Here is a 13,449-nt window from a genome sequence, read left to right on the forward strand (position 1 = left end):
AACTATACAATCATTCCAATCGCTTTTACTTCATAATCCCCAGGTATTTCTTTCTTGATTTTTCCAAGAATATTATTTGCCCTGGCCCGGTCTTCAAGAGGAACTGCCAAAACAAATGTTGCATGTCCCTGGTTTAATGAACATTTTTTCAAGTATGAGTAATATTGATTTATACTATGTTCTCTCAAAATGTCATCACTTGTTTTTGCCTCTCCTATAAACATAACACCGTTGTATTCAAAAAATACGTCTGGTCTGTATCCTTCCATTGTCAATTGAGGAAGCGGTCGTCCATCATTAATATCGGTTTCGATAAAATAACTCAACTCCTCCCCAACGCTATCTTTAATAAATCTTAAGGCGTATTCAACTAAAACCTTATGCTTATTTGATTCTCCCATATCAGTTACCATCAATTTCATCTAAGACTATGCTCTGCACTGTCTCAACTACTTTTCGTAGTGCGTTTAATTTTTCCTCATACTCAGCATCTGTTTTTAGCTTAAGGACCTCCACATGTGTAATGTCAAACATTCTCTTTGAAAGTTCATTGGCCAACATCTCGTAGGTAACATTTTTCAGAGAATCCGGTGTGATATCCTCAGCTTCTAAAATTTTCTTAGCCGCAGCCGTGTCATGCTTTAAAAAAGCCTGCCTTGCTCTTTTACTATTCAGAATCTGTGGTAATCGTCTCACGTCTTCTAATCGAGAGAATTTTTCATCTACCATCCATTGTGCAAAATCAGTTTTGTCATATCCATGTAACTGAAGACTTTCCACAACATTCTTTTTTTGTAATTCAACAAAGCCGGAAAATTTCTTTTGATCGAACTGTGTGTCATCCTCACATAGTGGAGCATATATATCTCTCATATCTTTATATGCTTGAATCATGTAGCGAATTTCTGATGCTTTTGAGGATCCACCACAATACGCCAAAAGTTCTTTCATAGGCATTTTCTCTTCGTCCGAAAGAAAGGTTAAATATTTCGCCTTGGCATAAGCATCCCAATCTCTTGGTCCAACCAAATGTGCCTGTAACCGAATTGAGTGCATTTCATTATTTTCGAGATTCTCATAGATGATAGCCCTGATTTTATTCCAATTTCCTGGCACATTGTCCCTAATAAAATCTCTATATATTTGCAGACGAGTGTTACCCTCGATAACTACGTATCTGCCATCCGGAAAGTGATTTACAATAATTGGATTAATGATTCCACCATGCTCCTTGATAGACTCCTTTAAACTTGCACAACTGTCAGTTCCAGTTCCTAGCAGCATAGCAAGTAATTCTCCTGATCTGCTTTCTTCCGGATAGTTTTGTAAATAATTTTGTATACGCGGATTTGTAAAATCCAAATCTAATAAAGCTGTATCAATCTCAGTATATGAACTCATTTAGCGCCCTCCTCTATCTCATCACTATTTTTTCTTGTACGCCTGGGATCTTCAGGCTTTATCGCATTATCAGGTATTAGCCATGTATTTCCCTTCATAATCGCTCCTTCGATCCGCCCATTTGTACAGTATGTTGTTACTCTTCGTCTGGAGAGCCCCCACTTTTTTGCCATTTCGGTTGTTGTTAAAAGTTCCATATACTTCCTCCATATTACAATGACAACATATTTATTATAATCCTTTAGAGGAACACTTTCAATGGAATATCTTGTACAAATGGTAAAATCCGCGGACACGCTTTATGCCGATAAAGTTTCGGTGCACAAGCAGTTGTCCGCGGATTTTACTTACACCCCTTGTGGGGAAATTCTATATTCTCATAATTTTTCGCTAAAAACACAGGTTCATATCCTGCGATAATCGCCGGAAACCCACTTAAACTGGGGCTTTTCTCGAGAGTAAACAGACCGTCTCAACGGTACTTTCGTTGTCCCAACAAAGTTCCTGTGTCTCCCTGTCTCCAAAATACACCGGAAAACGGAACTTTATGTGCTTCAGGAATCTGCCATCTGGCTGCTCCTGCTCGTAAATGTCTACCTGTTCCACAAAGCTGTTAAGAAATTCTTTCTTCTCCAGGTCGGTGAACTTATCATATAGTTTATCAAAATATAAAAGAAATTGATAGACGTTTTCTTCTGATATTTTCTGTTGCCGAATATTCAACAGGCGATTCTTTACTTCCTCTATACTGTTCTCCACGCCTTCAATCTCATCATACAAACGGTATAACCTTGTCTCCATATCCTGATATTTCTTCTCATAAAATTTATCCATAATATCCAGACTGTCCATCTGCTGTCCAAGTCTTGCTTTTGCTCCGGTCAACTGCCTGTGCTGCTTTTCCAATCCGTCAATCTCTTTTTCTATTTCTTCTGTATCTATTCTTGAACCAATTTTATTCAGAATTGCTTCTTCAAATTTAGGATTCTTCACCAGCTTCCGAATAACTTCTTCCACTGCATTGTTAATCTTCTCCTCACTCCATTGTTTACGATATCCACATTTATGACCGTCTACCAGACGACGATGTTTACAGGCATAATAGAAATAATCTTTATATAAGGTTCCGTCTTTCTTTTTCTTTCGGTTCACGTTCCCATACATACCGCTTCCACATAACGGACATCTCAATATTCCAGATAAGATATGCTCATGATCCAGACTATGCGTCTTTTCATATTTCACACCTGTTTTTTCCCGTTTTTGATGTGCCAGCTCCCAATCTGTTTCTGAAATAATCCCTTCGTGGATACCATCATGCAGCATATAATTTTCCTGTTTTACAATGCGATATTCATTTCTTGTTCCAGAAACTTTCTCGTTCTTCCTTTGTCCATAAGCCAACTTTCCACAGTATACCGGATTATCCAGAACACCTTTTATAAAGGAAGAGGCAAATGCGTCCAATGTATTATTCTGTCGTTTTTTCTTTTTATATCCATGCTGGTTCAGCCATGCAGCAATCGCAGAGATTCCCATATTAGTATGAATAAATTTGTCATAAATCAAACGAATAATCTCCGCTTCGTCCTCTGCAATCTGTAATTCTCCATTTACCAATTCATAACCATATGGAGCGAATCCTCCGTTCCATTTTCCTTCCCTGGCTTTCTGCTTACGTCCTTCCATTGTCTGAACAAGGATATTCTCCCGTTCAATCTCTGCCACCGCAGACAGAACAGAAATCATCAGCTTTCCACTATCTTTTGAGCTGTCAATTCCATCTTCTACACAGATCAGATTCACTCCAAAATCCTGCATCCTCTGCAAAGAGTTTAATACATCTGCTGCATTACGACCGAATCTGGAAAGCTTGAACACCAGTACAAACTGTACCTCATCTGTTCCATTCTCAATATTATCCAACATTCTCTGAAATTCCGGTCTGCCCTCTACGCTCTTTCCAGACTTACCTTCATCTGAATACTCATTTACGATTTCCATATTCTGAAATTCCGCATATCTCTTGAGTTTTTCTTTCTGAGCATCCAGACTGTAGCCATCTACCTGCATGGTTGTGGATACTCTGGTATATATATCGCATTTAATCTTTTTATTCTTCATAATCTTCCTCGCAGTATAACTCTGTTTTATTGTCCCAACCTTATTTTAGTACTTGTTCCAACTATTTTCAATACTTATTTTCCGTATTGACGCATTTCTTCGCCAATCGTATAATTAAGTTAGATACAGAGCATTTCTGTTATCAAAATATTGCCCGCCCACCATTGGCGACTTATAAATGATTGGCTCGAAAATATTGTTCGCTTACCGGAAGCGTCTAATAAATGTCCGGCTTGAAAATTATTTAGAAATAATTTCTGTTTTTGATATTGTGTTTTTATCACACATTGCATATACTATAAATACACAAAAAAGCCAAAAAAGAGGAGGTGTTAGTATGGCTACTTCAAGTATTACTCATAATTTTGTCGTATCCAATCCAAATAGCGTAAAGCGTTTTGTCGCAGCAATTGACGAAGCCGACCGTGACCGCACACCAAAGCAGACACTTCCCGGACGTCAGTTAACGAACCCACAGGAAATCTTAGCTTTAATGTCAAAAAGGAAGAAAAAACATGTCTGATAAATATTTTACCGTTAATATTCGGGCATATTTGGATAAAGACGAACCGACATATATCGGAGAGGAAAGTCTTTACGACTTACTCTCCGATTTTTCTTGTCCCAAAAATCCCGATGTGGAATACTTTTTATTACATAATGCGATTGAGTTTACCAAAAAAGATCAATCTATCACTTATCTGGTATTTGATGCTGAAGATGCTTCACTGGTTGGTTATTTTTCACTTACAATAAAACCAATCTCTGTCCGTGCTTCAAATATCAGCAAGACAATGGCAAAAAAACTGTCCCGTGTCAGTATTTTGGATGAAGAAACACAATCCTATACTACCGCAGCTTACTTGATCGCCCAGTTGGGAAAGAACTATTCTCTTCCAAAGGAAAAACGAATTCCTGGAAATATTCTACTGGGATTTGCACTGGAAACCATATCCAGTCTCAAATATTCCGTAGGTGGCGTTATGGAGTTTCTTGAATGCGAAGATAATGAATTTCTTCTGAGCTTTTATACGCAGAATCATTTCAAGCCATTTGATACGCGTATTACCGCTTCTCAGAATAATGAGCCACACACTCTGCATCAGCTTTTAAAATTTATTTGATTTAAAAATGCATGAAAAAAGCGACAGTCTGATTTACATTTTGTATTTCAGGAAACTGCCGCTTCTTTTTCTTCCTTATTCTGTTTTTCTTCCTCCAACTCCCGGAGGACTTCAGCGCCGTACTTATCAATCATCCGTACCAGAAAATCAATGCACCGCTCAAATTCAATATTCTGTTGCATAAGCTCCTCCCGTTATTGTTTTGATCTGAGCTTATTTTACAGAACCTGCCGGAAAACCACATTGAATAGAAATTGATTGTAAATTGACACAATCAATTTAAAAATATCCGCATTTTCTTGAATCGAATATATGTTCGTATTATGATAGATATACTTAATCTTAACTACGAAAGGGGAATTTCTATTGAATCGATGCGATTTTTCTTCTATTAGCACTTGCTTAAAAAATCATATCAGCGAAAGTAATCAAATGAGTCAGCCTGATTTTTTATACGAATTATTTGAAGATTTTATGGATGATCCGGCAAATCAGGATTTTTCTATGGATAATGGTCTGGTTTGTCGTTGGCTGACCGGTCAAGCAAAGATCAGTCCCAAAATATCTGCCTACTATTCCAAACCCAGTAATCAGAAAAAACTGGCAGAAACCATTCACCAGAATCTGCTTCCATTGATGTCTGACTGCAATATGGCTATGCAGGATATATACACATTATTTATACAAGATGACACCATCTCCGATGCCAAAAAGAAAAATCTGGCTTCTCTGTACAAACCAGCCAGCTCACGTCTGCTTTTTCTTGCAAAGCTGATTTCTTTTGGCATGGAGCGACAATTTATCAAACGTGATACTAAAAATCAAAAATTAATTGCCGGAGGTGCCCTGTCACCCATTGTGCTGGATTATATTATGGACAGTGAGGTTCCGAAACCATGCCGTCATTTTATCGGAAGAGATAAAGAACTAGAAGAATTATATACCATGCTTGAGGAAAACCGTCATGTTTTTCTTTGCGGAATTGCCGGTATTGGTAAAAGCGAACTTGCCAAAGCCTACGCAAAACATTACAAAAAGCATTACACTAACATTCTATATGTAGAATATACAGGTGATCTTCATCAGGACATTACTGACATGGATTTTATTGATGATCCACCAGAAATCAGCGAACAGGAACGGTTTCAAAGACATAACCGTTTTCTGCGTTCCCTGAAATCCGATACTCTGCTTATCATAGATAATTTTAATGTCACAGCTACACAGGACAGTTTTCTGTCAGTAGTATTAAAATACCGCTGTCAGATTTTATTTACGACCAGAAGTAATCTGAATGAATACTGTACTTTTCAATTAAAAGAAATAAAGGATATAAACATTCTTTTCCAACTGACATCTGCATTTTATTCAGAAGCAGACAAGTATCGTTCGACCGTCGAAAAAATCATAGAGACCGTACACTATCATACTTTTGCTGTAGAACTGGCTGCAAAACTTTTGGAAAATGGAATTTCAACTCCAGGTCAGTTATTAGCAAAACTTCAGGAAGAAAGAGCATCTCTCGATAACGAAGATAAAATTAAGATAATCAAGGATGGTCAAAGCAGTAAAGCCACTTATTATAGTCATATCCATACTCTATTTTCACTATATGCTTTATCCCGAAAACAGCAGGATATCATGTGCAATTTGTGTTTTCTTCCTTACACTGGTATTTCTGCCCGCATATTCGCCAAATGGCTGGAACTGCCTACCTTAAATGAAATTAACGACTTGATTGAAACTGGTTTTGTGCAGACAACTACACGTCACACAATCTCCCTGCATCCTATGATTAAGGAAATTGCCCTTTCAGAGACAAAACCATCTGTAAGTAGCTGTCACATATTACTGGATTCTTTACAGAAAATATGTTTAATGCATGGAATTGAAGTCGATTATTACAAGAAGCTGTTTCAGACAGCAGGAAACATCATAGAATTGATTGAAAAAGATGATATACCAAAATATCTACTTTTTCTGGAAAATGTTTTTCCATATATGGATAATTATAATTACCAGAAAGGTATGAAAGAAATCATTCAGGAATTAAAAAATTTTTTGAAGCCTAAAGACATTGGCACCGATTCTGACCAGGCATTGTTACTGGATTTTCAGGCTACTCTTGAAATCAAGCCAGAAAAAGCAATAAAACTGGAAAAGGATGCACTTGCCCAGATAGAAAATATCACTGCTGACAATGCTCGCCTTGTTTCCAACCTTCATGCCAATCTCGGTGGACTTTACCGCATGAACGGTCATCCCGATCTTGCAAGAGAACACATGGAAAAAAGTATCTCACTGCTTGACCAATTTAACCTGCTTCATATAAATGACAGCATACCTCAGATTGCCAATTATGCAATGTTCCTGACAGAACAGCAGGAACCCGAAAGAGGCATCTCTGAATTGCAAAAATTATCCGGCATCATCAAGGAATACCATTCCGATGACTGTCTGGATTATGCCAAAGTACAGGAAACCCTTGGAACCATTTATCTGATGACTGCCAATCTTCCGCAAGCCAAAACACATTTTAAAAGAGCTTTCAAAATATATGAAAAGATCTGGGCTGATGAACCAGAAATGATTGAAGCAAAATATCAGGAAATTCAGGAGTTATATCCACAGATTGGATTTTGCATTGGAAAAAATCTATCCGGTCTTTTAACAAAATAAGCATAATTTACGGCGGGCAACTTGCCCGCCGTTATATTCAACTATTCGTCAAATAAATATATGCATCTTCCAAAGTGATATCATTATCCAGGACACAATTCTCATTTGGCTTTCCTTTGCTTAATACTTTCATATGAATTCCATTTTCTACATACTGCTTAGATGATATAGAATAATTGGCTTCTAACAAACGGGCTTCTTCTGCATTTTGTACCGTACAATTCCAAACACAGCCCTTTGCATTTTCCAGCAACCCACTCACGCTTCCAGAATATAAAAAACTTCCCTTTTTCATAATGGCAAGCTGTGTACAGGTTGCTGCTAAATCTTCTACTACATGAGTGGAAAACAGCACAGTTCTATCCTTTGAAAAATCAACCAAAAGATTGCGGATCCTGATTCTTTCTTCCGGATCTAACCCGGTGGTAGGTTCATCAATAATCAAAAAATCCGGATTATTAAGAAGTGCCTGTATGAGTCCGACACGTCTCTTCATACCACCAGATAATTGCCGCATTTTTTTATTCTGATGCTCTGTAAGAGAAGTCTTTTCCAGATAATAGGTAATTCTTTGTTCGAGGTCATTTCTGGCTACTCCTGACAGTCCCCCCATATATACAAGACATTCTTTCACCGTAAGATTCGGATATAAGTCGATTTCCTGTGGAAGATAACCAATCTTTTTCTGTATTTTCTCATAATTTCCCTCGTTATACAGAATTCCATCAAGGGAAACCATTCCTTCCGTTTGTTTTAAAACAGTTGTAAGAACCCTCATCAAAGTGGTTTTTCCGGCACCATTCTCACCCAAAAGTCCGTAAATTCCCTTAGGTATTTCAAGAGATGCCTTATTTACTGCAACTACACCATTTTTAAATCTAACTGTTAAATCATTTATTCTAATACTCATAATCTATCCTCTTTTCTTTAAAGTCATTGGTAATACTGCAAATAAAAACAGCCCCGCTATAAAAGACACAAGCGTTCCATAAATCCAACTCTCGGACATTAATTGAGTAGGTTCACAAAAGCTGAAAGAAAACAATCCCAGATTTCCGAAAAATGAACTTCCCGCTTTTGATATAAGTCCAATGACAATTCCAAATAAACATCCAATACCTGCCCACATATTTCGAAGCAATGTACACAAAATCACAGAGCATATACTCCAAAGCCAGATAGTTCCAAACATTGCAATGAAATATAAAAGAAATATCTGAATACCCGAAATGCCTTCGTTTACACTGCCCGGTTTTTGCCAGAAAAACAAAACATATCCAACACAGGAAAGTATTAATAAATATAATATTTGAACGCCCACTCTCTGCGATATTACTTTTAACTGCTTTTTTTGATCATACAAATGAAATACATCGGCACGCTTACTTTTTACTTCCATCAAATATGTGTCACTACAAAAAATAATTGTTAAAAATGCTATTGGCGACTGAATCGCTGAACCGATTTCTTCATAGTATATAATCGGATGAATAGCACACAATATCAGTATAAATGCACATGAATAAAAAATCTTATATAACGACAGGCAGTTTTTTAGTTCCGTTTTCAATGAACCCTCCTCCTTTTCCAGATTGTAACAGAAATACATACTAATATAACTGATGAAATTACAAGAATAATCTGATTTATGTTTGACATTTTGGCTACATGTGTTTCAAAAAATCTGCCAGGGAATCGCACCATAATAGAGAACGGTCTCATATAATAAATATCATTCTTCATGGTCAGCATATTTGAATATATAATGTGTAAAAACAAGATTGGTGCTGCCGGAAGCGGATTTTTAAATATTACTGCTGTAATTGTATAGACACAACATATCATCAAAAGATTCGGAATAATATAGATCAGAGAATTCACGCAAAAATCAATTGGTGTTACTGGAAAGCCCGATTCTAAAGACGTTTTCAAACACAGCATAAAGAATATAACATTCAAAATCACTAATACTCCCAGCATACTAATGAATCCGCTTATTACTTTCCCACATATATATTGGACTGCCGTAACAGGCTTTGTATGTAATAATTCATAGGTACTTTTTCGTGTATCCTGAATAAATAAAAATGATAGCAAGACTGTTGCAAAAAAAGCCATATGCAATCCTGCAAAATCCGTAAATTTTTTGGCAAAGTACCAGGAAAAAGAATGTTCGGATAATTTCCGCTCGATATAATGATTGATTTCTTCTGCTGTCCCCTTATGAATTTCAAGGTCATCATAAGCATATATTGCATTATAATAGCCATATTGGGATTCCAAAAACTCAGAAGCAGTCTTTACATCCATATTCTGAATTTCTTTCATTACATGATCTGCTTCCTGCCTGCTAAATCCAAAACCATTTTTGGAGGTGTCCATTAACGTCTCTTTGATCGTATCTTCCCACTCCCTTCTTCTTTCTTTATCATCAGATGTGGGAATGTACCCATCCATGACATCAGCATCTTCCAATGCTACGTCATTTTGTGTGATCTTTTCATTCGGTTTGATATAATGAATTTGCAAATACGATGACAGACATTGATACATACTGGCAACTATAATAATCAAGCCAATCCACAAAACAGGGTTCTTTAAATAATCAAGTATACTTCTTTTTATGATTGTTTTCATTGTATCTCTTCCTTTCTTTATTTCTTTAACAACATCATACAAATCAATTCTCAATAAATTCACAACAAAAAAGACTAAAACCACTTTATTTGTGATTTCAGCCTTATAAAGTATTTTTATTCAGCTTTGAAAAGAGCTTCTACATGAGCACCGCCTTGTCTGGCATTATATATTTTCAAATTTCCTCCATGCTTTTCACAGAAAATACGAGAAATATACATACCAAGGCCAAAATGCTTTAAATCATCTTGTGGATTCTTATGATAAAATGGTTCTGTTACTTTTTCCTCAGTATCCACAAACCCTATTCCATCATCTTCAACAGAAATTATAAGAAAACCATCCTTTTTCTTTATCTGCAAAGCAATACTTTTTTGTGCATATCGAACCGCATTTTCCAGTAAGTTGTCTGTCACTTCCATGACAAGTTCCTCATCCACTTTCACAATGTTTTGTTCCTGCACTCTTTCTACCTTACATAATTTACTTTCCTTCTTGGACAGCATGGCAGCTTCTGCCTCAATCTTTTTTGCCAGTTCCGATAATTCTATCTCTGAGCATTGCAGTTCCCTCTGTTCTAAATGGGACATTTTTCTCATGTTTTCCGTGAAATGCTCTATACGGTCAATCTGATACATGCCTGTTTGTAAGATATCAATAACATCCTCTGTTTTTATACTCTCAGAAGAAACAAACTCTAAGAGCATTTCCTGATACCCTCGCAATATGGAAAGTGGAGAACGTATATCATGTGCAATTGCATTCCGCAAAGCCTTCTCGTCATCAATCATTCGCCACATCTTTCTGTTATTATCTGCTAAAGCACTTCGCATCATTTCAAATTCTTTACACAAAGTTCCCATCTCATCTTTATTTTCATAGGACACATGAAAATCCAGTTCATTATCTGCAATCATTTGTGAGGCATCTTTTAGTTCCTGTAGAGGTGTCTTTAACTTATTTTTATAAAAAAAGAATACCGCAACAACACTCCCAACAATCGAAAAAATCAGTACCGAATATGTTTCCATAAAGTCACACATTTCCGAAAGATGATAGTCCAAACGATTCATCTGCGATTGATTAGGTCTTGATATCTCAATCTCGTATTTCTTTCCATATTGCTGAAACACGTCCGTATAATCTGCATAATCAATATATTTTTCCCATATTTTATTCTGCATATTTCCTGCAAAATGAACTGTAAATCCAGATAACAGAAATGCTGCCGTTAAGCTGATCACAAAATAAAGCAGAATTGTTTTTTTCAGTGACAAGTTTCTTATTTTTTCCATCGGTATCCAATCCCCCATACAGTTTCTATGTATTCTTTTTCTGAATAATCCGCTATTTTTTTCCTTATACGCCGTACTAATTCCGTTATCGTTCTACTGTCCCCTTCTGCATCATATCCACAGACTTGTGCATATATACGTTCTTTATCAAACACCTGCCCTGGATGCATGGATAAGAATTCAATAATCTGATATTCAATTTTTGTGAACTCCATCCTGTGTCCAGCTATAGCTACTATTTTTTCAGAATAATCAATCAGCATTTCATCCATGAAACGGTATTCCGTTTTTTGTTGATGCCTTTCTTCTCTCTTTATGTTTGTGACAATCCTTGCTTCCAACTCCCGAAGACTAAATGGTTTCGTAATATAATCATCCCCACCTGAAAGCAACCCATTAATTTTATCATCTTCGTCAACTCTTGCTGTCAGAAATAAAATTGGACATAACACTTTACTGCATATCAGACGACATACTTCAATCCCATCCATGCGTGGCATATTGATATCCAACAAAATAATATCCGGTTTCATTTTTATTTTATTTAATGCTTCCATTCCATCTGTAGCCGTAATGGTTTCATATTGTTTCATATTAAAATAACTACAAAGCATTTTCACCAATTCTTTATCATCATCGACAACTAAAATCTTGTATTTCATCCAAACCACCTCCAGTATCCATATTATACGATAAAAAACAATGAAATCACAACAAGAGTACATGAAGAACGTAAGCACAATATATCTTTTTTCTCAATTCCTGCTCAATTTCCCCTCAATGCCTTTTTCCTCCGATTTTCGTATGCTTATCCCACAGCAGAGCAGTACCACACCGGTACGACCTGCTGAATCAATCAATACGAAAACGGAGGTATTTTTTATGCGAGAACTCAGAAACACCAAAATCATTGCTGTAGATCATGGCTACGGCAATATGAAAACAGCAAACACCGTCACCCCAACCGGCATCAAAGCCTATGAAACTGAACCAATCTTCACCGGGAATATTCTGGAATACAACGGCATTTACTACCGGATCGGCGAAGGACACAAAGAATTTATCCCGGATAAAGCTATGGACGAAGAATATTATCTTCTGACGCTAATGGCTATTGCAAGGGAACTGAATGTCTTTTCCATCCGTGAAGCAGATGTTCATCTGGCTGCCGGACTTCCTCTGACATGGATCAGAAATCAAAGAGAAGCTTTTCGTTCCTATCTGCTCCAGAATCCAGAAGTCCATTACCGTTTCAACGGCAAAGAATATCATCTCCGCTTTGTGGGATGTAGCCTTTACCCACAGGGATATCCGGCTATTGTAAACCACCTTGGAAATTTCAAGGGAACTAATCTCCTTGCAGATATCGGAAACGGAACCATGAACATTCTGTATATCAACAATAAGAAAGCACAAGAAAGCCGATGCTGGACAGAAAAACTTGGTGTAAACCAATGCATGATTGCTGCAAAGAACGCTGTTCTGGACAAATTTGGAGTGAAGATTGAAGAATCTACAGTAGAACAGATTCTGCGGTTTGGAACAGCTGACATTTCAGCACCATATATGGATTGTATCAGTTCTATTGCCAGACAGTATGTGGCAGAACTTTTTTCCACACTCCGCAAATATGAATACAATCCTGACCTAATGCGCCTGTATGTAGTTGGCGGCGGTGGATGTCTGATCCGTAACTTCGGAACGTATGACAAATTACGAGTCACCATCATTGATGACATCTGCGCCACCGCCAAAGGTTACGAATCTCTGGCTTATATGAGCCTGAAAAGGAGGGGATAAACCATGCAGAACAATATCCGCAACACAAACCTGCGCTTTAATCTGGACAAAGAACAGCAACGGAGAGCCTGGGAATATTTACAGACGATGGACAGGCAGGATTTTAAATCTTACAGTCAGGTAATCTCTCTTGCACTGGTAGATTATTTTGACCGCTACTACCGCACACAGGCTGATCCTTATCTGGAAACAAGAGAACGGGAAGAACTTTTTGTGAAACAGATTGTAGATGCAGTGGAAAACAGTCTGAAACAGGCATTGCCACTTTTTCTTTCCGGACTGACTGCAGGCATGGCGCAAAGGGAGCCCCAAATCAGGGCATCCTTTCCAGCACCTGAAAATTCACAGCCAGATAGTGATGTAGACTGGGATTTTCTTGGGGAATAAAC

General features: G+C 37.3%; 15 protein-coding genes. 5 read left to right on the forward strand and 10 right to left on the reverse strand.

All coding sequences use genetic code 11. The features are described from left to right. Positions 1-2: 2 nt before the first annotated feature. The 4 genes from PGQ33_RS09755 to PGQ33_RS09770 all read right to left on the reverse strand — a co-directional run bounded on the left by PGQ33_RS09755 (position 3) and on the right by PGQ33_RS09770 (position 3,525). The gene (locus PGQ33_RS09755) at positions 3-422 is read right to left on the reverse strand and encodes a hypothetical protein (RefSeq protein WP_117598315.1); all 420 of its coding nucleotides are present in this window, start codon (positions 420-422) and stop codon (positions 3-5) included. After that, positions 403-1,401, reverse strand: coding sequence for a ParB/RepB/Spo0J family partition protein (locus PGQ33_RS09760; RefSeq protein WP_117557950.1), 999 nt, complete (start codon positions 1,399-1,401; stop codon positions 403-405). The genes PGQ33_RS09755 and PGQ33_RS09760 overlap by 20 nt, the downstream gene beginning before the upstream one ends. Further along, on the reverse strand, positions 1,398-1,598 hold the full coding sequence (locus PGQ33_RS09765) for a helix-turn-helix domain-containing protein (protein WP_117557952.1): 201 nt from the start codon (positions 1,596-1,598) through the stop codon (positions 1,398-1,400). Before PGQ33_RS09765 ends, PGQ33_RS09760 begins: the two co-directional genes overlap by 4 nt. A 238-nt stretch (positions 1,599-1,836) precedes the next feature. Next, positions 1,837-3,525 carry a recombinase family protein gene (locus tag PGQ33_RS09770; RefSeq protein ID WP_270205657.1) on the reverse strand — a complete coding sequence of 563 codons (1,689 nt, stop codon included), beginning with the start codon at positions 3,523-3,525 and terminating at the stop codon, positions 1,837-1,839. 337 nt (positions 3,526-3,862) lie between these two features. On the opposite strand from PGQ33_RS09770, the gene PGQ33_RS09775 reads away from it, so the two are divergent. Next, a complete protein-coding gene (locus tag PGQ33_RS09775) occupies positions 3,863-4,048 on the forward strand; it encodes a hypothetical protein (RefSeq protein ID WP_014080774.1) in 186 nt (61 codons plus the stop codon). Further along, positions 4,041-4,649 carry a hypothetical protein gene (locus PGQ33_RS09780; RefSeq protein WP_005348504.1) on the forward strand — a complete coding sequence of 203 codons (609 nt, stop codon included), beginning with the start codon at positions 4,041-4,043 and terminating at the stop codon, positions 4,647-4,649. Before PGQ33_RS09775 ends, PGQ33_RS09780 begins: the two co-directional genes overlap by 8 nt. Before the next feature lie 47 nt (positions 4,650-4,696). On the opposite strand, the gene PGQ33_RS09785 is transcribed toward PGQ33_RS09780, so the two are convergent. Then, complete coding sequence (locus PGQ33_RS09785; RefSeq protein ID WP_005348500.1) at positions 4,697-4,831, reverse strand: hypothetical protein; 135 nt, start codon at positions 4,829-4,831, stop codon at positions 4,697-4,699. A gap of 250 nt (positions 4,832-5,081) precedes the next feature. Here PGQ33_RS09785 and PGQ33_RS09790 point away from each other — a divergent pair, with 250 nt between their 5' ends. After that, positions 5,082-7,328, forward strand: coding sequence for a tetratricopeptide repeat protein (locus PGQ33_RS09790; RefSeq protein WP_270205658.1), 2,247 nt, complete (start codon positions 5,082-5,084; stop codon positions 7,326-7,328). A 37-nt stretch (positions 7,329-7,365) separates the two neighbouring features. On the opposite strand, the gene PGQ33_RS09795 is transcribed toward PGQ33_RS09790, so the two are convergent. The 5 genes from PGQ33_RS09795 to PGQ33_RS09815 form a co-directional block, all read right to left on the reverse strand. Beyond that, positions 7,366-8,238: an ATP-binding cassette domain-containing protein gene (locus PGQ33_RS09795; protein ID WP_005348496.1), complete on the reverse strand. Its 873-nt coding sequence runs from the start codon at positions 8,236-8,238 to the stop codon at positions 7,366-7,368. A gap of 3 nt (positions 8,239-8,241) precedes the next feature. Beyond that, positions 8,242-8,898: a hypothetical protein gene (locus PGQ33_RS09800; protein ID WP_008705633.1), complete on the reverse strand. Its 657-nt coding sequence runs from the start codon at positions 8,896-8,898 to the stop codon at positions 8,242-8,244. Then, the gene (locus PGQ33_RS09805) at positions 8,895-9,965 is read right to left on the reverse strand and encodes an ABC transporter permease subunit (protein WP_117688332.1); all 1,071 of its coding nucleotides are present in this window, start codon (positions 9,963-9,965) and stop codon (positions 8,895-8,897) included. Before PGQ33_RS09805 ends, PGQ33_RS09800 begins: the two co-directional genes overlap by 4 nt. 116 nt (positions 9,966-10,081) lie before the next feature. Further along, positions 10,082-11,260, reverse strand: a complete 1,179-nt coding sequence (locus tag PGQ33_RS09810; RefSeq protein ID WP_117688331.1) for a sensor histidine kinase — start codon at positions 11,258-11,260, stop codon at positions 10,082-10,084. Continuing rightward, positions 11,248-11,922: a response regulator transcription factor gene (locus PGQ33_RS09815; protein ID WP_270205660.1), complete on the reverse strand. Its 675-nt coding sequence runs from the start codon at positions 11,920-11,922 to the stop codon at positions 11,248-11,250. The genes PGQ33_RS09810 and PGQ33_RS09815 overlap by 13 nt, the downstream gene beginning before the upstream one ends. A 220-nt stretch (positions 11,923-12,142) precedes the next feature. Between PGQ33_RS09815 and PGQ33_RS09820 the strand changes: the two genes are divergently transcribed. Then, positions 12,143-13,060, forward strand: coding sequence for a ParM/StbA family protein (locus PGQ33_RS09820; protein WP_117688329.1), 918 nt, complete (start codon positions 12,143-12,145; stop codon positions 13,058-13,060). A 3-nt stretch (positions 13,061-13,063) separates the two neighbouring features. Beyond that, a complete protein-coding gene (locus PGQ33_RS09825; RefSeq protein WP_005348488.1) occupies positions 13,064-13,447 on the forward strand; it encodes a hypothetical protein in 384 nt (127 codons plus the stop codon). The last annotated feature ends 2 nt before the right edge of the window (positions 13,448-13,449 follow it).

This window comes from Coprococcus sp. AM100_B19A (assembly GCF_027662015.1).
In the GTDB taxonomy this organism is placed as follows: domain Bacteria; phylum Bacillota; class Clostridia; order Lachnospirales; family Lachnospiraceae; genus Allocoprococcus; species Allocoprococcus comes.